The organism is Streptomyces sp. NBC_01296 (genome assembly GCF_035984415.1).
Lineage (GTDB): Bacteria > Actinomycetota > Actinomycetes > Streptomycetales > Streptomycetaceae > Streptomyces.
The window spans coordinates 2999972-3021603 of sequence record NZ_CP130720.1; the positions used below are offsets into that span (position 1 = coordinate 2999972).

A 21632-nucleotide genomic window follows, 5' to 3' on the forward strand; every position below is an offset into this window, starting at 1 on the left:
GGCGTACGCGGTCGCATCGGCTCCTTGCGGGAGCACCCCGAGCGCATGGGCCGGGCCGTCGAGGAGCTGCTGCGCTGGAACCTGTCGGTCGGTGACGGCCTGCCGCGCATCGCCACGGCGGACATCCGGGTCGGCGACGTTCTCGTCCGGGAGGGTGAGCTCGTCCTCGTCCTGCTGGAGGGGGCCCACTTCGACCCGGAGGCCTTCGAGAACCCGGGCGAGCCGGACCTGGAGCGCGAGAGCCCGAACGCCCACCTCGCGTTCGGCGCCGGCCGGCACTTCTGCCCGGCCTCCGCGCTGGGCCGGACGCACGCCGAGATCGCGCTCGGAGTGCTGGTGGAACGGCTGCCCGGCCTGCGGCTCGCGGTGCCCGCCGAAAACCTGGTGTGGCGTACGGGCTTCATCAAGCGGCTGCCGGAGCGGCTTCCCGTCGCCTGGTGACGGTACGGGGGTGTCCCGGGAGCCGTGCGAGCTCCCGGGGCGCCGCCGTGTCGCCGTGTCCCGTACGCCAACGCCCTGTACGGCCCGCGCCCCCGGTGGTCTAGCGGAAGATGCCGGTGTGGCCGAGCGAGTAGCGCCCGGGCTGCGGGTAGACGGCCAGGCCGTGCGGGCCGCCGCCCACCGGGATCTTGGCGAGCTGCTCGCCGGTCGTCGTGTCGATCGCGTAGACCTCGGAGTTGTAGCGGCCCGACAGCCACAGCACCTTGCCGTCGGCGGAGACGCCGCCCATGTCGGGGCTGCCGCCGTTGGGCAGCTCCCACTTCTTGGTGAGCTTGTTCTGCTTGAAGTCGAAGACGGAGATGCTGCCCTCGCCGCGGTTGGAGATGTACATCTCCTTGGAGTCGCGGCTGACATACAGGCCGTGGGTGCCCTTGCCGGTGGGCAGCAGCTTGGGGATGTCGAACTTGTCGCCGCTGAACACCCACATGCCGTGCGCCATCATGTCCGCGACGTAGAAGGTCTTCCCGTCCGGGGAGACCTTCACGTCCTGCGGCATCGCGCCCTCGAAGGGCAGCTTCTGCTGGGCGATGACCTCCATCTTCTCGGTGTCGACCTTGAGGAGCTCGCCGGAGAACTCGCAGCTCACGATGAAGTAGCGGCCGTCGGCGGAGAAGTCCGCGTGATTGACGCCGAAGCAGGTCACCGGGACGGTCTTCACCCGGTTCATCGTGTGCGGATCGCGGAAGACCAGCTCGCGGTCCATGGAGGCCATCACGACCGCGTACTTGCCGTTCGGCGTGAAGTACAGGTTGTACGGGTCGTGCACCTCCACGGGCTCGCCGGCCGCGCCCGTGGCCGGGTTGATCGGCGTGAGCGTGTGGCCGCGGTTGTTGTTGACCCACAGGGTCTTCATGTCCCAGGACGGGACCACGTGCTGGGGCTGGACGCCGACCGGGATGGTGTCGATGACCTTGTACGTCTTCGGGTCGATGACGGACACCGTGTTGGACGTGGTGTTCGGCACGTAGACGCGGGAGGGGAAGTCCCTGACCTCCGGGGCGAGGTTGTTCGGCCGGTCGGCGGCGTACACGTCGTTCGGGTCGAGGAGCGGCGGCATCCCGGCCAGGCCCTTCGGCACGGCCGGGACGGCCTTGACGGGCTGCCGGGCCGGGGCCGCGGAGCCGAGCGCCTCGGTGGGCTCCTTGTCGGCCGATCCGCAGCCGGCCAGGGCGGCGAGGACCAGACCGGCCAGCAGCACGGTGGCCTTCCGGGGAAGGCGGGTGGTCGTCATGAGGTCAGCAGCTCCGTGGTGGTCACCGCGCGCAGTTTGCGGCGCGCGAGTTGTTCGAGGAGGGGCGGCATCGCGTCGACCGTGTCCGCGTAGCCGAAGTGCAGGCTCACCACCGATCCGCCTTGGATCGTCCCGGTGACGTTGCGGATGACGGCCGCGGCGCCGGGCGAGGTGAAGTCGAGGGAGTCCACGTCGTACGAGAGGACGTGCGGGTAGCCCGCCCGCCGGGCCAGCTTCGTGACGAGCGGGGTGGCGTACTGGGTCTGGGAGGGCCGGAACCAGGTGCCGATGGAGCCGGTGAGCCGCTTGAGCCGCTGGGCGCAGCCGGTGATCTCGGCGTAGGCCTCCGCCTCGGGCATCTCGTTGATCGCGAGGTGGCGCTGGGTGTGGTTGCCGAGCTCGTGGCCGCCGTCCAGGACCCGGCGGGCCATGTCCGGGTGGGCGTCGAGCCAGCTGCCGATCGCCAGTACGGTGACCCGCGCGCCCGCTCTTTCGGCCTCGGCCAGTACGGCCCGGGCGATGGCGGGGTCCCCGTTGCCGTGGAAGGTGAGGGCGACCCGGGGGCGGTCGCGCGGACCGTGCCCGATCTCGTCGGGCTGTCCGGGGATCCTGCGCGGGGCGGGCGCGGCCGCCTGGCCGACCCGGGCGGCCGGCCCGGTGGCCGGGGCGGTGGCCGGGGCGGTGGCCGGGGGCGCGGAGGGGGCCGGGCGCGCGGAGGAGGCCGGGCCGCCGGCGCCGCAGGCGGCGGTGAGGGCGCCGGCGGCGGCCGCCGCGCCGGCGCGGAGGGCGGATCGGCGGTCCGGGTAGCAGAGCACCCGCCCATTTAAGTGGTGGATGACCCCGAAGATAACGATTGACCCATTTCGAGACTTTCGCCGGAGTGCACCCAGACGAGGGAGTGTCCGGTATGCGATCAACGAATCACACACAACGGTGGATAGTTATTCATCGAATGCGAGGTGAGTGGTCGACCTCACCTAGGATTTAGCTGGAAACTCTTAGTATTTGCACACTTATGTCCAAGTTGGGACTTTTGGCGTTTGGTCGCCCGTCTGCCATAGTCGGAATCACGGCTTCCCCATTGACCCGAGCGAAGTCGCCACGCCGAGGATCACACCCCCTTCGATCCTCGGCGGACCCATGAAGCCCCCACGACGCCCCACCACGGCGACCGGGGGCTTCAGGCATTTCAGGGGCCGATGGCGACCAAGGGCACAGGGGCGCCGGAGTCAGCGGTCGGCCACCCGCATCTCGAACCAGGTGATCTTGCCGCGCGGCAGCAGGTCGGCACCCCAGCGGTCGGAAAGCTTGTCGACGAGGAAGAGCCCCCGGCCGGTGGTGTCCAGCTCGTGGACCGGCATCAGGCAGGGCAGCCCGCGCGAGGGGTCGCGCACCTCGACCCGGATCCAGCCGCGCCGCCGCAGCATCCGTAAGCCGAAGGAGCGGGCGCCGGTGTGGCGGACCGCGTTGCCGACGAGCTCCGAGACGAGCAGGACGGTGTGTTCGGACACCTGCGGGGAGAAGCCCCAGAAGCGGATCACCACGTACTGGGTGAGCCGTCGGGCCGTGCTCGCCGACTCGGGCATGGACGGGAGCGTCACTTCCACCTCGGCCGGATTCCCGTACAACTCCAGCGCCTTGAGACCCTGTTCGTCCTCAAGAGCCGCCGTCAGCCGTACGGCGGAAGCGCTGCTGCGCTGCCGCGGCTGTTCCACACCCTCCAGGCCCGCCATGAACCCATCATGGACGGCCGATACGCCCGTCCGGGCCGTTCCGCAGGAAAACACCCCCCGGAATGGTCGATTCCAAGGGGCGTCCCGTCATATGCGTTGGGCAATCGGAAGCCTGCGAAACCACCCTGATCTGCGGTGACACACCGCTCCCGGACGTGCACCCCGAGTGGATCTCCACAGCTCCTTAAGGTTGCTTTAAGGCCTGGCTAATCCACCCCCAGGGAGGACTAGAGGAACTTCGCCTTGCCGGGGCCCTCCTCGACGAAGCTGCGCATGCCGCGCTCGCGGTCCTCGGTGGCGAACAGGCCCGCGAACCAGTTGCGTTCGATGGTCAGGCCGGTATCGATGTCCGCCTCCAGACCCGCGTCCACGCACTCCTTGGCGGCGCGCAGCGCGATCGCCGGGCCCTGGGCGAGCTTGGCGGCCCAGGCGTGCGCCTGCTCGTACACCTCGGCGGCGGGCACGACCCGGTCCACGAGCCCGAGCGTGAGCGCCTCTTCGGCCTTGACCATGCGGCCGGTGAAGATCAGGTCCTTGGCCTTGGAGGGGCCGATCAGCCGGGACAGCCGCTGGGTGCCGCCGGCCCCGGGGATCAGGCCCAGCAGGATCTCGGGCTGGCCGAGCTTCGCGTTGTCGGCGGCGATCCGGTAGTCGGCGCACAGTGCGAGCTCGCAGCCGCCGCCCAGGGCGTAGCCGGTGACGGCGGCGACGACGGGCTTGGGGATCCGCGCCACGGCCGTGAAGGCGTCCTGGAGCGCGCGGGACCGGGCGACCATCGCCGCGTGGTCCATCGTCTGCATCTCCTTGATGTCCGCGCCGGCCGCGAACACCTTCTCGCCGCCGTAGATGATCACCGCGCGGACATCGGCCCGGTCGGTGGCCTCCACCGCGAGCTCGCGCAGCCGGTCCTGGGTGGCGATGTCCAGGGCGTTCATGGGCGGCCGGTCCAGGCGGAGGGTGCCGACGCCTTCGGAGACTTCGAGAGAGAGGGTCATACGCGAAGGTTAGCGGCGGTTAACGGGGAATGGCCCGGTGCTGTGGGTCACAGCACCGGGCCACTCGACTACGTACGGGAGGGGACTACTTGATCCACTCCGCCCAGTCCATGTTCCAGCCGTTGAGGCCGTTGTCCGGGGCGATCTGCTTGTCCTTGGAGTTCTTCACGACGACGACGTCACCGATCAGCGACTCGTCGAAGAACCACGCGGCGGGCTGGTTGCCGTCGCCCGCACCGCGGACGTCCTTGAGGCCCACGCAGCCGTGGCTGACGTTCTCGGAGCCGAACGTGCCCGAGGAGGCCCAGTAGTTGCCGTGGACGAAGGTGCCCGAGTTCGACAGGCGCATCGCGTGCGGGACGTCCGAGATGTCGTACTCACCGCCGAAGCCGACGGTCGCGCCGTTCATCCGGGTCACCTTGTACTTCTCGCTGATGACCATCTGCCCGTTGTACGTGGTCGTCGACGGGCCGCCCGCGGTGATCGGGAGGTTCTTGAGCACCTGGCCGTCGCGGACGACCTGCATCGTGTGCTCGCTCGCGTCGACCGTGGAGACCTGCGAGCGGCCGATGGTGAAGGTGACCGTACGGGTCTGCTTGCCGTAGACGCCGGGACGGCCCTCGACCCCGTCCAGGGCGATCTTCACGGTGACCTTGGTGCCCGCGGCCCAGTACTTCTCGGGGCGGAAGTCGAGGCGGTCGTTGCCGAACCAGTGGCCCTCGACCGGAACGGACGGCTCGGCCGTCACCGTGATGGCCTTCTCGACGGCCTCGGTGTTGGTGATGCCGCGGGTGAAGTTGAACGACACCGGCATGCCCACGCCGACGGTCTCGCCGTCCTCGGGCGTGTAGTGGCCGACGAACGTGTTGGTCGGGGTCAGGGTGGTGAACGTGGTGTCCTTGGCGGACTCCCGGCCGGCCTCGTCCTTGGCGACGGCGTGCACCTTGTACTCGGTGGCGGCGGCCAGGTTGCGGGCGGGCTCCCAGCTCGCGCCGTCCTCGGCGAGCTTGCCGTCGACGGCGTTGCCCTTGGTGTCGGCGACGGTCACAGTGGTCAGCTTGCCGCCGGTGCTGGTTATCTTCAGGATGCCGCTGGTGGCGACCTCCTTGGCGCCGTCGTCCGGCTTGACGCTGACAACGGCCTTGGAAGCCTCGGTACCGGTCTTGCCGCCCCCGCCGCCCCCAGCATTGCCGCCGCCTCCGCCGCCGGTGTTGCCGCCTCCGCCGCACGCGCTCGTGAGCAGCAGTGCCGCTCCGAGCAGGAGGGCCGGCAGGCCGGTGCGGCGGGCGCGGCCGCGTATCGGCTGCACGTTCACTCTTCTTCTCCCCATGTCCCCCGCGCGCGGACAGTCGCGCGCTTGTCGACAGGAAATCACACGGGGGGATCACGAAGAGAAACGGTCTTGTCACCGTTCCGTCCCAAGAGTGGGGAAGGACCGGCGCGTCGGGCGGAGCCGCCGGTCCGAGGCGCCTCAGCCGAGTGCGGAGCCCGCGACCCAGTGCGCCCAGTCCATGTTCCAGCCGCCCAGCCCGTTGTTCGGGGCCACCGTCTTGTCCTGCGAGTTGACGACCTCCACCACGTCCCCGACCAGGGTCCGGTCGAAGAACCAGCCGGCCGGGGTGTCCGAACCGCCGCCCCGGTCGTCGCGCAGCCCCACGCAGCCGTGGCTGGTGTTGGTGGCGCCGAAGGTGTCGGGGCTGGCCCAGTAGTTCCCGTGCAGGAAGGTCCCGGAGGTGGTGAGCCGCATGGCGTGCGGGACGTCGGGGATGTCGTACTCGCCGCCGAAGCCGACGGTCTGGCCGTTCATCCGGGTCACGTCGAACATCTCCAGCACCACCATCTTCCCGTTGTAGGTGGTGTTCTTGGGCGCTCCGGCGCTGATCGGGAGGGTGGAGACCAGCTTCCCGTCGCGGCGGACCTCCATCGTGTGCGCCTCCGCGTCCACGGTGGAGACCTGGGAGCGGCCGACGGTGAAGGTGACGGCCTTGTCCTGGATGCCGTACGAGCCGGGCGCGCCCTGCACGTCCCGCAGGTTCATCGTGACGGTGACCTCGGTCCCGGGCTTCCAGTACTGCTTGGGCCGGAAGTCGAGGCGCTCGTCGCCGAACCAGTGGCCTGCGACCTCCACCGGGGGCTTGGAGGTGATGGTGATGGCCCGCTCGACGTCGGCGCGGTTCTCGATCGAGCGGTTGAAGTTGAAGGAGACGATCATGCCGGTGCCGACGGTGGAGCGGTTCTCGGGCTTGAAGTAGCCGATGAACCGCTCCTCGGGGACGTAGGTGGTGAAGGTGGTGTGCCGGGCCTGGCGGCGGTCGTGCCCGTCGAGGGCGACGGCGTCCACGGTGTACTTGGCGGCGAGCGCGAGCTTGCCGCCCGCGGGGTCGGGGCTCCAGCTGAGGCCGTCGGGGGCGATGGAGCCGGGGACCCGCTCCTCCTGGGCGTCCTCGACCTTGGTGACCACGACCCGCTCGAGGCGGCCCTCGGGCACTCTGACCGTCAGCGGGCCTTCGGCCCGTACCCCCTTGGCGTTGTCCTCGGGGGTGATCCGGATGGCCTCGTCGGGCGACCGGGGTTTGCCGGGAAGCTGGATCTCGACCGGGGAACCGCCGCTCGCGGTGCATCCGGCCAGGCCGCCCAGCAGCGCCGCCCATGCCGCCACGGCGGCCAAGCCCGCCCCTGCCCGCCTCGTCAGAAGTGTCACGATCCCTCCAACGACCGGGCCCCTCCGGGGGAAACGTGAGCGCGGGCCACGTTCCGGGCAGATCTCTCCGGGCAGAACAGTGGGAAGGACCAGACGGGGGCGGGCCCAGGCCGGGACGCCGGGGCCGCACTCTCCCCTACCCCCGCCGGTACCCAGGAGCCGTGGAGGCGGGCAGTGTCGAGCGCAGCCGAGTACGAGGCGGTGGATGCCGCCGCCATGGAGTCAGTGGAGTCGTTGGATTCGGTGGAGGCCGTGGAGGCCGTGGATTCGGTGGAGGCCGTGGACGCGGTGCGCGGCGGCGGGGCCGCGCCGCCCGTCCCGCACGTCAACGGCCGGGTGAACGGGGCCGTGGCACGGGACCTCGAGCCGGCCTTACGGGCCGTCACGCGCCCGGGGCCACCGGTGTGGCCGGGGTCCTCGCACCCGCTCGGGGCACGTTTCCGTACCGGCCCGGACGGGACGGCGGGCACGAACTTCGCGCTGTGGGCCCAGGGCGCGGAGGCGGTGGAGCTGTGCCTCTTCGACGCGGAGGGCGCAGAGACCCGCTGTGCCCTGACCGAGCTGACGCACGAGATCTGGCACGGCTTCGTGCCCGGCGTGCGCCCCGGGCAGCGGTACGGGTTCCGGGTGCACGGCCGCTGGGACCCGTGGACGGGAGCCCGGTTCAATCCGGCGAAGCTGCTGCTGGACCCGTACGCGCGGGCCGTCGACGGAGACTTCGTGCTGCCGCCGGAGGTGTACGGGCACGTCCGCGACTGGCCGCAGCAGTACATCGCGGACACCGTGCGCGACGACCGCGACTCGGCGCCGCACGTCCCCAAGGGGGTCGTGGTCCACGATGACGACGACTGGGCGGACGACGTCCGGCCGAAGACGCCGTGGGCCGATTCGGTGATCTACGAACTGCACGTGCGCGGGTTCACGATGCGCCATCCGGGTGTTCCCGAGGAACTGCGCGGCACGTACGCGGGCCTCGCCCATCCGGCGGCGGTCGAGCACCTGACCCGGCTCGGGGTGACGGCGGTCGAACTGCTGCCGGTGCACCAGTTCGCGCACGAGGACCACCTGCTGCGCCGGGGCCTGCGCAACCACTGGGGCTACAACTCGATCGGCTACTTCGCCCCGCACGCCGGCTACTCCTCGTCCGGTACGGCCGGGCAGCAGGTCGGCGAGTTCAAGCGGATGGTGAAGGCCCTGCACGCGGCCGGGATCGAGGTCATCCTCGACGTGGTCTACAACCACACGGCGGAGGCGGGCGAGCTCGGCCCGACGCTCTCGCTGCGCGGCATCGACAACCGGGGCTACTACCGGCTCCAGTCCGACCAGCGCCGGTACGCCGACTACACGGGCTGCGGGAACACCCTGCACGCCGGGCGGCCGCACGTGCTGCGCCTCATCACGGACTCCCTGCGCTACTGGGTCACGGAGATGGGGGTGGACGGCTTCCGCTTCGACCTGGCGGCGGCGCTGGCCCGCTCGATGCACGACGTGGACATGCTCTCGCCGTTCCTCGCGGTCATCGCCCAGGACCCGGTGCTGCGGCGGGTCAAGCTGATCGCCGAGCCGTGGGACGTGGGCTCGGGCGGCTACCAGGTCGGGGCGTTCCCGCCGCTGTGGACGGAGTGGAACGACCGGTACCGGGATGCCGTACGGGACTTCTGGCGGGGCGCGCTGCCCGACGTGCGGGATCTCGGGTACCGGCTGTCGGGCTCCAGCGACCTGTACGCGTGGGGCGGGCGGCGGCCGTACGCCTCGGTGAACTTCGTGACGGCGCACGACGGTTTCACCCTGCGCGACCTGGTGTCGTACGAGCGCAAGCACAACGAGGCCAACGGGGAGGCGGGCCGCGACGGGACCAACGACAACCGCTCGTGGAACTGCGGGGCGGAGGGAGAGTCGGACGATGCCCGGATCGACGTGCTGCGGCGGCGGCAGCTGCGCAACCTGCTGACCACGCTGCTGCTGTCCACCGGGGTGCCGATGCTGGTCGCGGGCGACGAGTTCGGGCGTACGCAGGGCGGCAACAACAACGCGTACTGCCAGGACAACGAGACGGGATGGGTGGACTGGTCGCTGCTGGAGGACCCGGCCTGGCGGGAGCTGTGCGCGCTGGCCGCGCGGCTGGTGGCGCTGCGCCAGGAGCATCCGGTGCTGCGCCGGCGGGCGTTCTTCTCGGGGCGGCCGCAGGGCGCGGACGGGCTGCGGGACCTGGCCTGGTTCACCCCGGCGGGCGCGGAGATGACCGAGCGGGACTGGTACGCGCCGGCTGCCTCGCTCGGGATGTACCTGTCGGGGCGGGACATCCCGGGGCGCGACGAGCGGGGGCGGCAGGTGAGCGACGACAGCTTCCTGGCGCTGCTGCACGCCGGGGACCGGCCGGTGGCGTGGGCGCTGCCGGGCGCGCCGTGGGCGGCGGGGTACGAACTGGTGCTGGACACCTCACGGGAGGACCAGGCGGCGCCTCCCGGGACCCGGTTCCGGGGCGGGGAGACGCTGACGGTGCCGGCCCGGTCGGTACTGCTGCTGCGGGTGGTGGGCTGAGGGCCCTGGGGCGGGGGTGGCGGGCCGAGGGTGGCGGTGGGCCGGCTGGCGCGGGCCCGGCTACTTCTCCTGCTTCTCCTCGACGTGCCGCAGCATCCGCTTGAGGAGGGCGGAGAGCGCGGCCCGCTCCCCGTCGTCGAGGGGGTCGACCATCTCGGCCTCGGCGATCCCGCGCCAGCGCATGGCCTCGGTCCAGCGCCGGTGGCCGTCGTCGGTCAGCTCCACGTCGACCCGGCGGCGGTCCCCGGAGGCGCGGACCCGGCGGACCAGCCCGGACTTCTCCAGGGTGTCGAGGCGGCCGGTCATCCCGGCCGGGGAGAGCAGCAGTTCGGCGGCGAGTTCGGCGGAGGGGGCCCGCCAGGGCGTGCCGCGGGAGGCGAGCCGGTGCATGGTCTCGAACTCGAACTCCTGCAGTCCGGTCTCGGCCAGGGCCCGCTCCTTGCCGTACTTCACGTGCTTGGCCAGGAGCTGGATCCGCGTGATGACCGCCTCGGTGGGCACGTCGAAGGGGACCTTGCCGCTCCAGCGGGCGATGTGCCGGTCGACCGAATCCTCGGCGTACTCCGTGTCCATGGTCGGAAGTATCGCACCCCGCACTCGATGGTTCGTTGACGAATCATTCGCTGGCGAAATATTATCTGCTGTCATGACCTCGTCGATCTGGCGGCTCCTCGCCGGGCGCACCTTCGCGGCCTTCGCCAGCGCCCTGATCCCCACCACCCTCACCCTGGCCGTCGTGCGCACCGGTTCCGCCGGGGACCTCGGCATCGTCCTCGCGAGCGAACTGCTCCCGATGCTGCTCCTGCTGCCCGTCGCGGGCGTGGCCGCCGACCGCTTCCCCGCCCGGCGGGTCGTCCTCGCCGCCGACCTGGTGCGCTCCGCCGCGCAGGGCGCGACCGGGGTGCTGCTGCTGACCGGCCCGGTGCGGATCCCCGAGCTCGCGGCCCTGGCGGCGGTCACCGGCGCCGGCGTCGCCTTCGGCAACCCCTCGGCCCGCACGCTCGTCGCCGCGGTCGCCCCCGCCGAGGGCCGGCTGCGGGTCAACTCCCGGCTGGGGGTGGCGACCGGGCTCGCCCAGATGGCGGGGCCCGCCGCCGCGGGCACGATGATGCTGGCCCTCGGGGCCGGCTGGTCCTCCCTGCTGACCGGCGCGCTGTTCGCCGCCTCCGCGCTCACCCTCGGCGGGCTGCGGACCGCCCCGGCGCCGCTCGTGCGCACCCGCGCCGGGTTCACCGCCGAACTGCGGGCCGGCTGGTCGGAGACCCGGCGCCACCCCTGGTTCCTGGCCAATGTGCTCGCCCACGGCGTCTGGCACCTCGCGGCCGGCCTGCTGCTCACCCTGGGACCCCTGATCGCCGTACAGAGCCTGGGCGGCGCGGCGACCTGGGTGGTCATCGCCCAGGTGGGCACCGTCGGCATGCTCGTCGGGGTCTGGGCCGCCGGCCGGCTGCCCGTACGGCGGCCGCTGTACGGGGTGGCCGTCGGAGCCTCGGCGCAGGCCCTGCCGCTCACGGCCCTGGCGCTGCGGCTGCCCGTGGCGGTGACGGCGACGGCCTTCTTCGTCGCGATGTTCGGCCTGGGCGTGCTGAGTCCCCTGTGGGAGACGGAGATGCAGCGCCGGATCCCGCTGGAGACGCTGGGCCGGGTCGGCTCCTTCGACACCCTGATCTCCTTCGCCGCCCGGCCGCTGGGGCTGGCGGTGGCGGCGCCGCTGGCGGGGGTCACCGGGACCGCGGCGCCGCTGCTGGTGGCGGCCGCCCTGAGCGCCGCGGCGAATCTGTCCGTACTCCTGCTCCCGGACGTCCGCAGGGAACCGGAGCGGGAGCCCTCACTCGCCCTGCGATGATGTGCCCTCGTACACACGTGCACCCGTACACGTGTGCCGCCGCAGGAAATCAGGGGTACGCATGGCGAAGTTCGGGACCGCGCTGCGGGAGCTGCGCGGGGCGCAGAAGTCGGCAAAGGGGGTGTCGCTCTATTCGCGGTTCGTCAACCGGCCCGCCGGGCGGTACCTGGCCGCCGTGTCGTACGCGCTCGGGCTGACCCCGAACCAGGTGACGCTGGTCAGCGCCGCCTTCAGCTTCGCCGCCGTGGCCGCCGTCGCGCTCGCCGCGCCCACGTGGGGGCTGGGCATCGCCGTATGGGCCGCGCTCGCCGTCGGCTTCGCGTTCGACTCCGCCGACGGGCAGCTGGCCCGGCTGCGCGGGGGCGGCAGCGCCGCGGGCGAATGGCTCGACCACGTCGTGGACTGCGCCAAGCTGACGGCCCTGCACACCTGCGTGCTGATCGCGTTCTACCGCTTCCCGGAGGCGTACGGGACGGGCGGGGACGGCTGGCTGCTGGTGCCGCTGGGCTTCCAGTTCGCCTCGGTCGTCACCTTCTTCGGCGGGCTGCTGACCGAGAAGCTCAAGCCCAAGCCGGCGCCGGGGAGCCCCGCCGCCGCACCCTCGACCGTGCGCGCGGTGGCGCTGCTGCCCGTGGACTACGGGGTGTTCTGCCTGGTGTTCCTGGTGCTCGGGGGCGGGGGGCTGTTCCGCTGGGCGTACGCGGGGCTCGGCGCGGTCGCCGCGCTGTTCCTGCTGGCGTTCCTCGCGAAGTGGTTCCGGGAGCTCAGCGCCGTACCGCGCTGAGCGCTTCCGGACCCGCTCGGGCTCCGGACCGCTCGGGCTCCGGACCGCTCGGGCTCCGGACCGCTCGGGCTCCGGACCCGCTCAGCGGCGCTCGGCGCTGAGCGGTTCCGACAGTGCGTCCAGCGCCCGGCGCAGCTGGGTGCTGGAGGTGTGCACCGTGTAGGGGAAGTAGACGACGTCGACGCCGACGGCCGCGAAGTCCTTCTCCAGCTTGTCGCCCTTGGGGGTGCCCCGCCAGTCGTCGCCCTTGAAGATCACGTCGAAGCGGACCTGCTTCCAGGTCTCCACCTTGTCGGGGACCGTTTCGACGAACGCGGCGTCCACATACTTCACGCTGCGCACGATTTCGAGGCGTTCGACGAGCGGGATCATCGGGCGCCGCCCCTTGGCCAGTTCCGCCATCTCGTCGGAGACCACCCCGGCGACCAGGTAGTCGCACTGACTCCGGGCGTGCCGAAGGATATTGAGATGTCCGATGTGGAACAGATCGTAAGCGCCCGGGGCATACCCGACTCGGTACGGTCTGTGCGCAGGTGCGCCAAGTTCGGACATGTCGTGCTCCGTCATGTGTTACCCCCCAGCGGCCACACCCCCCGGTGTGGCGGATTAGCAGACAATAGCGTGCACGTTCTGCACCCTGCCGGTGAACGAATAGGGTGACGAGCGCATCATCCAGGGGAGAAGGGGACGTTCAGTGTCGAGATCCGGTCACCGGCGCCTACTGCTGGTTTCCACCAATTACGCTCCCGAGCACGCGGGGATTGGGCCGTACGCCACCCAGATCGCGGAGCACTGGGCGGATCTCGGCCACGACACCCACGTCCTCGCCGGCATGCCGCACTATCCGTCATGGTCGTTGGAGCCGGAGTACAAGGGGGCGCTCCGGCGCACGGAACGGCGCGCGGGGGTCACTGTGCACCGGCGTGCACACACCGTGCCGCCCCGCCAAACCGCCGTCAAGCGGGCCCTGTTTGAAGGATCGATTCTGCTGCACGGCACGGTGGCCCCGCCCCGGATGCCGCGCCCGGACGCGATCATGGCCCAGATGCCGAGCCTGGCCGGCGGCGTCGTCGCCGCCCGGCTCGCCGCGCGCTGGAAGGTCCCGTACGTCCCGGTCGTCCAGGACCTGATGGGCGCGGCCGCCGCACAGAGCGGTATCAGCGGCGGCGACAAGGCGGCCGCGATCGCCGGGCGCGCGGAGGCGTACGCCCTGAAGCGGGCCACCCTGGTCGGCGTCATCCACGAGACCTTCGTGGACCGCGTCGTCGGCATGGGCGTGGACCCGAAGAAGATCCGCCTCGTCCCCAACTGGTCCCACGTCCCGCAGCCCACCAGGCCGCGCGGCCAGACCCGCCGCCACCTGGGCTGGGCACCCGGCCAGCCGGTCGTCCTGCACTCCGGGAACATGGGCCTCAAGCAGGGCCTCGAGGTGCTCGTCGGCGCCGCCCGCCTCGATCCGGGTGTCCGTTTCGTCCTCATGGGCGACGGCAGCCAGCGCTCGGCCCTCGCCGACCTCGCGGCCGACGTACCGAATCTGGACATCATCCCCCCTGCCGCCGACGGAGAGTTCCCGGATATCCTCGCGGCGGCGGATGTGCTCGCCGTGACGCAGCACGCGGCCGTGCTCGACATGAGCGTGCCGTCCAAACTGACCTCCTACTTCCAGGCCGGTCGGCCCGTCGTCGCCTCCGTCGCGGCGGAAGGCGGTACCGCCCAGGAAGTGGAACGCTCGGGCGCAGGGGTGCTCGTACCACCGGAGGACCCCCACGCCCTGCTGAAGGCCGTACGGGCCCTCGCCGAGGACCCCGAGGGCGCGGATGCACTGGGGGCGGCCGGGCCCCGCCACGTGGCGGCCCACCTGAGCCGTGACGCGGGCCTGGCCCGCATCGACGCACTGATAGACGAAGCACTTGGGGGTCCGCGGCCGTGATCGAGACGAATCGCCCTGCAGCCGTCCCGGCGGAGGACGAACCGGATCTCCTCAGGGACCAGTTCAAGCAGCTCCTGCGCTACCGCCGCCTCCTCGGGGCGGGTATCGGCATCGGCCTGCTGGGCGGCGTCTACCTCGGCATCTCCACGGCCGACACCTACGTCGCGACCGCGGACATCGTGCTGCGCGCACCCACCGACGACCCGTTCAACCCGAGCCTGGCGCCCGACAAGGCGATCAACATCGGCTCGGAGCGGCAGGTGGCGCTCAGCTCCTCCATAGCCAACGAGGCCGCGAAGAAGCTCGGCGTGTCCTCGAAGGACTTCGCCGGCCTGCGCAGCGGCCTCCAGGTGACCAACCCGCCGCAGACGATGGTGCTGCGCTTCACGTACACCGCGTCCTCCCCCAAGGAGGCCTCGACCCGAGCCAACGCGATGACCGAGGCCTACCTGCTCAAGCGGCAGGAATCCCTCGACGTCACCCGCGACAAGATGGTCAAGGGCTACCAGGAGCAGCGCGATCCGGTCGCGAAGAACCTCGACGAGCTCGTCAAGCAGATCAACGCCATGCCGGCCGGTCCGGGGCGCGACGCCGCGTACTCCTCGAAGACGGACCTCCAGAGCAAGGTCAACACGCTCAACAGCAACATCGCCAAGCTCCAGGCCCTGGACATGACCCCTGGCCGGGTCACCAGCGCCGCGACCCCGCCGTCCGACACCGACGGCCCGGGCATCCCGATGTCGCTCGCGCTCGGCGCGGCCGTGGGCCTCGCGCTCGGCCTGCTCGCCGCCTGGGTCCGGCTCGTCTTCGACCCGGCGCCGCGCTCCGAGGGCGATGTCGCGCGGGCCCTGCGCGCCCCCGTGCTCGGCTACCTGCCGCGGGCCAAGACCATCGGCGGACCGCTGCTCGCGGCCGGCGAGGAGGACCCCCGGCTCGCCGAGGAGTTCCGCTCGGTGGCCTTCCGGCTCGCCTACGACTCCCGCTTCGCCGACCGGCGCCGGCTGCTCGTCGTCGCCCCGCGCGGCAGCAGCGAGACCGCCGCCGCCGCGGCCGTGAACCTGGCCGCCTCCTTCGCGGAGACCGGCAAGGACGTCCTGCTCATCGAGGCCGACCTGCGCACGCCGGTGCTGGCCAGCCAGTTGCCGACCGGCGCGGGCGGGCGGCCGCGCTGGAGCCAGACGCCCGGCGGCCCGGCCGCCGGCGGGCACGCCGCCGCGCACGGCGACTCCGACTGGCCCGATGGACGCCAACTCGTCGTCGACGCCGGGGAGTCGGGCGCCTTCGACCTGATCCCGGGCGAGCCGGTGCGCAACGTGGCCCGTGCGCTGACCTCCCCGCGCGCCTCCCGTCTGATCTCCGAGGCCGACTCCCCCAACTCCACCGTCGTCGTGCTCGCGCCGCCCGTGCTCTCGTACGCCGACGCCCTCGCGCTCGTCGACCGCGTCGACGGGGTCCTGGTCGTCTGCGATCCGCGCGCCGTCCACCGCAGCGACCTGTCCCGGATCCGCGAGCTGATCAGCGGCGCCGGCGGCACGGTGCTCGGCGCGGTGCTGCACGCCCCGCTGCCGGGCGAGAAGCGCGGCCGCGGCGGGCGCGGCGGCACGTCGAAGGCCGCGGCCGCCCCGGCCCGGGCGGCCCGGCCGTCCGCGCCGCAGCCGCAGCCGCTCACGCGGCAGCCGAACCAGGCGCAGGCCCACCAGGCGAACGGGCAGGCCGAGCCGGAGCAGCACATCCCGGGCGACGGTACGGACACGGTGGCCCTGCGCACGGTGCGCATGGGCCGCAGATGAGTCGGCGCGGCCTCGCCGCCGTCTCCTCGGTCCTGGACCAGGCCGCGTCCAGCGCCACCAACATCCTGGTGCTCGTGCTGGCGGCCCGGCTGTCCTCGGCGTCCGGCTTCGCCGACTTCTCGATGGTGTACGTGACCTTCAGCGTGCTCCTCGGGCTGAACATGGCGTACGTCGGCCAGACCGTGGTGCTGGAGAAGGCCGAGGACCGGCTGGGCGCGGTGTGCCGCTCGGGCCTCGCGTTCACCGCGGCCGCCTCGGCGGCGGTGGGCGCAGCGCTCGCCGTCGTCGGCCTCGCCCTGCCCGGGGCCGGCGGCCGGGCCTTCCTCGCGCTGGGCCTCGTACTGCCGCTGGTGCTCGTCCAGGACGGGCTGCGGTACTGCTTCTCCGCGCTGCGCACCCCCGAGCGGGCGCTGGCCGCGGACGCGCTGCGGCTGGCGTGCGTGGTCGCTGCGCTGCTGCTGCAGCCCGAAGGGGCCTCGGCGGGGCGGCTGGTGCTGGTGTGGGGGGTCTCGGCGCTCCCGGCGCTGGCGCTCGGGCTGTTCCTGCTGCGCCCGTACGTCCGGGGCGCTGCCGCGGACCTGCGGCCGTACCTGCGGCGCGGACACCTGGGGCAGCGGTTCGTCGTCGAGTTCGCGGTGGGCAACGGCTCGAGCCAGTTGGCGGTGCTCGGCCTCGGGCTGTTCGCCACCCCGCTGGCCGTGGGCGCGCTGCGCGGCGCGACCACGCTCTTCGGCCCGCTGAACGTGCTGTTCAACTCGGCGAACGCGTTCGGGCCGCCGGTGGTGGGGCGGGCTTCGGGCAAGCAGGGCGTGGTCCGGCTGACGCTGCTGATGGGCGGTGTGCTGGCGGTGCTCGGTGCCGGGTGGGGGGCCGTGCTGTACGCGCTGCCGGCGGAGGTGGGCCGGCAGCTGCTGGGCGACACGTGGGGAGCGGCCTTTGCCCTGCTCCCGGCCACGGGTGCCCAGTACGCGGTGATGGGCCTGGGCACGTGCGCCCTGCTGACACTGCGGGTGCTGGCCCCGAAGGCGACGCTGTCGCTGCAGGTGGTGTTCTCCGTCCTCTCGGTGGCGCTGCTGCTGGGCGGCTACGCGCTGGGCGGCGTGGCCGGCGCCGCATGGGGCCTGGCGGCGGGCTCGGCCCTCAAGGCCACGGCGGCCTGGCTCCGCGTCTCCCGTGTCCCGGCTGCCGCCCCCGCCCCGGAACCGGCCCCCGTCATCTGACGCTGCGGCCCCGGCACCCCGCCCGAGCCGCCCGCTTCCGGTCACCCGCCGCTGCGCGGGTCAGCGCAGGGTGGTGGATTTGTCCTGGCGGTACGTCGCGACCAGCGCCAGGCAGAGGGCGGCTATCGCCACGCGGCCGGAGGCCTGCAGCAGGGGGCCCCGGAGCAGGATGAACGAGTAGCCCGCCACCAGCGGGACCACCACCGAGATCAGGCTCCCCGGCGGGGACCTGCGCGTGGCGCGCTTCGCGTACCGGCGGTCCACGCGCGCCGACGCGTAGCCCATGCCCAGCAGCCCGGCGCCCATCCCCAGCGACCCGAAGTCGAGCCACAGCTCGGCCCAGATCGGGGAGGAGAGGTTGGTGTTGACCGTCCCCATCCACTCGCCGATCATCACGCCGGTGTCCTTCGGCTTGCCGGGCCACACCGAGCGCGGCACCGCGAAGAAGAGGGACCCCGCGAGCTGGCGGCCGTACAAGTGCCCGGGGCCGGAGTTCGAGTACGTGATGGTGTTCGCGAACATGCCGATCTGGTCGTAGTCCTTCAGCGCCATCGGCTCCAGGAACGACGTCGTCTCGACCGGCTTGTAGTTCTTCTCGTCGTACCGGAAGCGGTCCGCGAACGGGAACACGAGCAGGGCGATCACCACGGCCATCGACAGCGCGACCCGGTACATCGCGGCGCTCACCGGGAAGACGGTGAAGAGCAGCGCGAACATGACCGTGAGGAACCAGTACCGCGGGTTCGAGATCGGGTTGTTGACCACCAGGTTCAGCAGGGCGAGCGCCCCCCAGGTGACGATGATCGAGACCTTGCGGCGGGCGTACGTCGAGGTGATCAGCCAGCGCGTGTACATCAGCAGGGCGAGCAGCGCCGGGACGGTGCCGAAGCCGCGCAGCAGGGCCTGGCCGGCCTGGCCGTCGCCGTTGGAGACGCCCGCCTCCTCGATGCCCGCGATGATCTCCTGGCGGCTGGAGAAGAAGACCGCCGGTCCGCCGAGCTTCATGATGAAGGCCGCGCTGCACAAGAAGGAGAGCCCGGTGAGCAGTTGGAGGCGGCGCCGGTGGGCCATGACCGGGCGCGGCTCCTTCTGGGAGCCGCCGGCCCGGCCGGCCGGCCGGTGGCGGGCGAGCAGGACGCCGACGTCGAACGCCGTGCAGCCGAGCAGGACCAGGCCGATGGCGATCGTGAGGTCGGAGCGGGGGCCGACCACGGGGGTCGGGACCCGGCCGAGGACGGCCTGCGCGAGCGGGGCGACGCCCATGGCCATGTAGACGAACAGCCAGAAGGAGCCCTGGAGCAGCTTGCGGCGGCTGGTCAGGACCATCGCGGAGAGCCGGGCGCCCGCGTACGTCGTGAGCAGGAGCTGGAGCCAGAAGGCCGCGTCGTGCTGGCCGTCGCCGGACTGGACGGCGACGAAGAGCGGCAGGAAGACGGTGAAGCCGAGGATGAGCGGGACGGACAGGGCGCGCGAGAGCAGGGTGCGCGGCGTGGTGACCCGGCCCCACTTGCGCTCGTCCTCGAGCTCGGGAACCGGCAGGGTCACGGAGGGCTTGCGTATGTCCGTTGCCACTGCTGCCCCCACCCCATGTGCCTGGTCCGCGCGCAGTCTAGTCTGAGCGGGCGGCGCCCGGGGAGGCACGCCTGCAGAGCACGATGAGGGGCGACAGTTGCGTGATCTTCCTGCCTTCACGCTGGCCGGGTACGACAAGGGGCGCGGGCTGCTGACGCAGGCGCTCTGGTTCGCCGTGATGAACACGCTGTTCATGGCGTGGTTCTGTCCGGCCCGGCTGCGGGTGGCGCTGCTGCGGGCGTTCGGCGCGCAGATCGGCGAGGGCGTGCTGATCCGGCACCGGGTGCGGGTGCTGTGGCCGTGGAAGCTCACCGTCGGGGACCACACCTGGATCGGCGAGGGCGCCTGGCTGCTGAACCTGGAGCCGGTGACCATCGGGGCGAACGTGTGCATCTCGCAGGAAGCCATGCTGTGCACCGGTTCGCACGACCACCGGGCCGCCGACTTCCGGTACCGCAACGCTCCGATCGTGGTCGAGGACGGCGCCTGGGTGGCCGTACGGGCGACCGTGCTGGCCGGGGTCACGATGGGCCGCTGCGCGGTGGCGGGCGCCGGTTCGGTGGTCCACCGAAACCTTCCTGCACTGACCCTGCAGACGATGGACGGGCAGCGCCGCCCGGTCGAGGAGCCCAAGTGAGAGTCCTGCACGCCGTCACGCTCCACTCGCCCTCGCACGCCTTCGGCGGGCCGGTCCGGGTCGCGCTGAACCTGGCCAAGGGGCTGCGGGCGCGCGGCCACGAGGCCGGCCTGCTGGCGCTCGGCGAAGGCTTCCCGGATCCGTGGCCGACCTCCGTGGAGGGGGTGCCGGCGAAGCTGTTCCCGGCCCGGCGCATCCTGCCGCTGGGCTTCAGCGGGATGACCTCGCCGGCCCTGCTGGCCTCGGCGGGCCGGCTGGTCCGGGACGCGGACGTGGTCCACGTCCACCTCGCACGGGACCTGGTGACCCTGCCGGTGGCCCTGGCGGCGCTGCGGGCCGGCAAGCCGCTGGTGCTGCAGACCCACGGGATGGTGGACCCGAGCGAGAAGCTGCTGGCCAAGGTGCTGGACGCGGTGGCGGTACGCCGGCTGCTGCGCGGCGCGGACGCGGTGCTGTACCTGACCCCGCACGAACGGGAGGGCCTCGACGCGGTGGTGGGCGCCCCGCTGCCGGGGGCGGTCCGGCTGGTGAACGGCACCCCGGCGCAGGAGGAGCGGCCGGCGCTCGCCGGTCCCCCGCGCATCCTGTACTCGGCGCGCCTGCAGGCCCGCAAGCGCCCGGTGGACTTCGTGGACGCGGCCCCGGCGGTCCTGGCGGCGCACCCGGACGCGGAGTTCGTGGTGGCCGGCCCGGACGAGGGCGAACTGGCGGCGGTCCGCGCGCGGATCGCGGAGCTGGGGCTCCCGTCCCGCTTCACGGTCCCGGGGGCGCTGTCCGCCGAGGAGGTCCTGGCGGAGCTGCGCCGGGCCCATGTCTACGTCCTCCCCTCGGTGGACGAGCCGTTCCCGATGTCGGTGCTCGAGGCCCTCTCCGTGGGCGTCCCGGCGGTGGTCACGCACTCCAACGGCCTGGCCCGCGACATCGCGTCCGCGGGCGCCGGCCGGGCGGTCGCCCCGGGCCCGGCGGGTGTCGCGGAGGCCGTCCTCGCCCTCCTGGACCCGCAGTCCAACGCGGAAGCCGCCCTGTCGGCCCGCAAACTGGCCGCGGAGTCCTTCTCGATGGACGCGGTCCTGGACACCCTGCTCCCGGTCTACGAGGCGGCCCTGCGCTGACGCGCTACACCTCGCGGTGGGTTTCGTCCACCACCGGGAGGGCCGCCGTGCGGCGGCGTTTGAAGACGCTCGCGTAGACGGCGAGTCCGATGGCGCCGGCGGCCATCATGATCAGGCCGACGACGTCGAGGTTGACGCTCTCCATCTTCCAGTCCGTTGCGAAGGTGAGAATGGCTCCCACCACGATCAGCGCGATGCAGCCGCCGATGCCTCCCATGTGATCCGCCTCCACAGTCGTGGTCGTCTGACCCCGCGGCTACCCGGGAAGCGCATACGAAAACGCCGCCCCCGGCCCGGAGTCCGGGTCGGGGGCGGCGTCCTCGTACGTGCGGGCAGGCTACGCCGGGATCCAGGCGTAGCAACCCGCCGACGTGAACGTCGCCGTGCCCGACGGGATCGTGGCCGTGATCTTGTCGCCGGCCTTCGGGGCGGTTTCCGGGCCCGACGCCAGGACGGCGCCGTCCTTGCCCTTGGCCTCCCAGGTGCACGAAGTGCTCTGCGTCAGCGCCCGGTACGTGCCCGCCGCAGGCGACTCGCGGGTGCCGTCGGCGAAGCCCTTGGACGCCGCGTCCAGGATCGGCTTCTGCTCCGGGCACAGGTACGTGATCGCGTCCTTCGCCGCCGGGATCTCCCCCGCGACGATGGACCCGGTCGCCGCGTCCTTGTCGCGCTTCGCGGTGCGCTCCACCCGCTGGCAGGACTCCTGGCCGGTCTGCAGGACCGCCGCCGGGTCCATCTTCTCCGGAACCCGCCCGCTCAGGTACTGCTTCTCGTTGGGCTTGAAGCTGCCCGTCTTCGGGGTCAGCTTCGCGTCCGGCAGGACCGGGCCCGTCGGCTTGGCGTCGGGCGAGGCCGGCGCAGCCGCGGCGTCCGCCGGGTCCGGGGCGGCCGACGAGGCCGGCGGCTTCGGCTTCGCCGCGGCGTCGGCCTTGCCGTCGCCGCCCGAGCTGCAGGCGGTCAGGGTCAGAGCTGCGGCCAGCAGAACAGCAGCCGCGGCGGAGCGTCGGTACATCTCTAGGGCTCCTGTATTACGTGCCGG

At 72.2% G+C, this 21632-nt stretch carries 20 protein-coding genes; 9 read left to right on the top strand and 11 right to left on the bottom strand.

Annotated elements, in window-relative coordinates:
• Positions 1–24 precede the first annotated feature (24 nt).
• A complete protein-coding gene (locus OG299_RS13275) occupies positions 25–441 on the top strand; it encodes a cytochrome P450 (protein WP_327361593.1) in 417 nt (138 codons plus the stop codon).
• A 100-nt stretch (positions 442–541) separates the two neighbouring features.
• On the opposite strand, the gene OG299_RS13280 is transcribed toward OG299_RS13275, so the two are convergent.
• The 6 genes from OG299_RS13280 to OG299_RS13305 form a co-directional block, all read right to left on the bottom strand.
• Positions 542–1732 carry a YncE family protein gene (locus OG299_RS13280; protein WP_327361594.1) on the bottom strand — a complete coding sequence of 397 codons (1191 nt, stop codon included), beginning with the start codon at positions 1730–1732 and terminating at the stop codon, positions 542–544.
• Complete coding sequence (locus tag OG299_RS13285) at positions 1729–2547, bottom strand: polysaccharide deacetylase family protein (protein WP_327361595.1); 819 nt, start codon at positions 2545–2547, stop codon at positions 1729–1731. Before OG299_RS13285 ends, OG299_RS13280 begins: the two co-directional genes overlap by 4 nt.
• A gap of 414 nt (positions 2548–2961) precedes the next feature.
• Positions 2962–3465 (bottom strand): ATP-binding protein, encoded by a 504-nt coding sequence (locus OG299_RS13290; protein WP_327361596.1) that lies wholly within the window; start codon positions 3463–3465, stop codon positions 2962–2964.
• Between the two features lie 227 nt (positions 3466–3692).
• Entirely contained in the window at positions 3693–4460 is a 768-nt protein-coding gene (locus OG299_RS13295; RefSeq protein WP_266625268.1) for an enoyl-CoA hydratase/isomerase family protein, read from the bottom strand.
• Positions 4461–4545: 85 nt separating this feature from the next.
• Positions 4546–5790, bottom strand: coding sequence for a L,D-transpeptidase (locus tag OG299_RS13300; protein WP_389869408.1), 1245 nt, complete (start codon positions 5788–5790; stop codon positions 4546–4548).
• A gap of 141 nt (positions 5791–5931) precedes the next feature.
• Positions 5932–7152 (bottom strand): L,D-transpeptidase, encoded by a 1221-nt coding sequence (locus OG299_RS13305; protein WP_327364511.1) that lies wholly within the window; start codon positions 7150–7152, stop codon positions 5932–5934.
• A 183-nt stretch (positions 7153–7335) separates the two neighbouring features.
• On the opposite strand from OG299_RS13305, the gene glgX reads away from it, so the two are divergent.
• A complete protein-coding gene (glgX, locus tag OG299_RS13310) occupies positions 7336–9702 on the top strand; it encodes a glycogen debranching protein GlgX (RefSeq protein WP_327361597.1) in 2367 nt (788 codons plus the stop codon).
• A gap of 60 nt (positions 9703–9762) precedes the next feature.
• Here glgX and OG299_RS13315 read toward each other — a convergent pair whose 3' ends face one another.
• The gene (locus tag OG299_RS13315; protein WP_266625274.1) at positions 9763–10275 is read right to left on the bottom strand and encodes a MarR family winged helix-turn-helix transcriptional regulator; all 513 of its coding nucleotides are present in this window, start codon (positions 10273–10275) and stop codon (positions 9763–9765) included.
• Positions 10276–10348: 73 nt separating this feature from the next.
• Here OG299_RS13315 and OG299_RS13320 point away from each other — a divergent pair, with 73 nt between their 5' ends.
• Positions 10349–11548 (top strand): MFS transporter, encoded by a 1200-nt coding sequence (locus tag OG299_RS13320; RefSeq protein ID WP_266625276.1) that lies wholly within the window; start codon positions 10349–10351, stop codon positions 11546–11548.
• Between the two features lie 61 nt (positions 11549–11609).
• Positions 11610–12332 (top strand): CDP-alcohol phosphatidyltransferase family protein, encoded by a 723-nt coding sequence (locus OG299_RS13325; protein WP_266625278.1) that lies wholly within the window; start codon positions 11610–11612, stop codon positions 12330–12332.
• A gap of 81 nt (positions 12333–12413) precedes the next feature.
• Here OG299_RS13325 and OG299_RS13330 read toward each other — a convergent pair whose 3' ends face one another.
• Positions 12414–12884, bottom strand: coding sequence for an FAD synthase family protein (locus OG299_RS13330; RefSeq protein ID WP_266625279.1), 471 nt, complete (start codon positions 12882–12884; stop codon positions 12414–12416).
• A gap of 172 nt (positions 12885–13056) precedes the next feature.
• Between OG299_RS13330 and OG299_RS13335 the strand changes: the two genes are divergently transcribed.
• Genes OG299_RS13335 through OG299_RS13345 form a run of 3 tightly spaced genes read left to right on the top strand, consistent with a single transcriptional unit; the run spans position 13057 to position 17272 of the window.
• Entirely contained in the window at positions 13057–14262 is a 1206-nt protein-coding gene (locus OG299_RS13335; RefSeq protein WP_327364512.1) for a glycosyltransferase family 4 protein, read from the top strand.
• On the top strand, positions 14259–16052 hold the full coding sequence (locus tag OG299_RS13340) for a lipopolysaccharide biosynthesis protein (protein WP_327361598.1): 1794 nt from the start codon (positions 14259–14261) through the stop codon (positions 16050–16052). Before OG299_RS13335 ends, OG299_RS13340 begins: the two co-directional genes overlap by 4 nt.
• Entirely contained in the window at positions 16049–17272 is a 1224-nt protein-coding gene (locus OG299_RS13345) for an MATE family efflux transporter (protein WP_327361599.1), read from the top strand. The genes OG299_RS13340 and OG299_RS13345 overlap by 4 nt, the downstream gene beginning before the upstream one ends.
• Positions 17273–17332: 60 nt before the next feature.
• Here OG299_RS13345 and OG299_RS13350 read toward each other — a convergent pair whose 3' ends face one another.
• Complete coding sequence (locus tag OG299_RS13350; RefSeq protein WP_405700746.1) at positions 17333–18844, bottom strand: hypothetical protein; 1512 nt, start codon at positions 18842–18844, stop codon at positions 17333–17335.
• Positions 18845–18941: 97 nt separating this feature from the next.
• Here OG299_RS13350 and OG299_RS13355 point away from each other — a divergent pair, with 97 nt between their 5' ends.
• On the top strand, positions 18942–19481 hold the full coding sequence (locus OG299_RS13355; RefSeq protein ID WP_030295168.1) for a WcaF family extracellular polysaccharide biosynthesis acetyltransferase: 540 nt from the start codon (positions 18942–18944) through the stop codon (positions 19479–19481).
• Positions 19478–20593 (top strand): glycosyltransferase, encoded by a 1116-nt coding sequence (locus OG299_RS13360; RefSeq protein WP_327361600.1) that lies wholly within the window; start codon positions 19478–19480, stop codon positions 20591–20593. The genes OG299_RS13355 and OG299_RS13360 overlap by 4 nt, the downstream gene beginning before the upstream one ends.
• 4 nt (positions 20594–20597) lie before the next feature.
• Here OG299_RS13360 and OG299_RS13365 read toward each other — a convergent pair whose 3' ends face one another.
• Together OG299_RS13365 and OG299_RS13370 are read right to left on the bottom strand one after the other, a co-directional pair.
• A complete protein-coding gene (locus tag OG299_RS13365) occupies positions 20598–20810 on the bottom strand; it encodes a DUF6458 family protein (protein ID WP_053784747.1) in 213 nt (70 codons plus the stop codon).
• A gap of 120 nt (positions 20811–20930) precedes the next feature.
• Positions 20931–21605 (bottom strand): hypothetical protein, encoded by a 675-nt coding sequence (locus OG299_RS13370; protein ID WP_266625286.1) that lies wholly within the window; start codon positions 21603–21605, stop codon positions 20931–20933.
• Between the last annotated feature and the right edge of the window lie 27 nt (positions 21606–21632).

Bases quoted from the DNA above. Each gene is read 5' to 3' on its own strand.
- OG299_RS13280 (WP_327361594.1), bottom strand. From the start codon at position 1,732: ATGACGACCACCCGCCTTCCCCGGAAGGCCACCGTGCTGCTGGCCGGT.
- OG299_RS13290 (WP_327361596.1), bottom strand. From the start codon at position 3,465: ATGGCGGGCCTGGAGGGTGTGGAACAGCCGCGGCAGCGCAGCAGCGCT.
- OG299_RS13295 (WP_266625268.1), bottom strand. From the start codon at position 4,460: ATGACCCTCTCTCTCGAAGTCTCCGAAGGCGTCGGCACCCTCCGCCTG.
- OG299_RS13300 (WP_389869408.1), bottom strand. From the start codon at position 5,790: ATGGGGAGAAGAAGAGTGAACGTGCAGCCGATACGCGGCCGCGCCCGC.
- OG299_RS13315 (WP_266625274.1), bottom strand. From the start codon at position 10,275: ATGGACACGGAGTACGCCGAGGATTCGGTCGACCGGCACATCGCCCGC.
- OG299_RS13320 (WP_266625276.1), top strand. From the start codon at position 10,349: ATGACCTCGTCGATCTGGCGGCTCCTCGCCGGGCGCACCTTCGCGGCC.
- OG299_RS13325 (WP_266625278.1), top strand. From the start codon at position 11,610: ATGGCGAAGTTCGGGACCGCGCTGCGGGAGCTGCGCGGGGCGCAGAAG.
- OG299_RS13330 (WP_266625279.1), bottom strand. From the start codon at position 12,884: ATGTCCGAACTTGGCGCACCTGCGCACAGACCGTACCGAGTCGGGTAT.
- OG299_RS13345 (WP_327361599.1), top strand. From the start codon at position 16,049: ATGAGTCGGCGCGGCCTCGCCGCCGTCTCCTCGGTCCTGGACCAGGCC.
- OG299_RS13365 (WP_053784747.1), bottom strand. From the start codon at position 20,810: ATGGGAGGCATCGGCGGCTGCATCGCGCTGATCGTGGTGGGAGCCATT.
- OG299_RS13370 (WP_266625286.1), bottom strand. From the start codon at position 21,605: ATGTACCGACGCTCCGCCGCGGCTGCTGTTCTGCTGGCCGCAGCTCTG.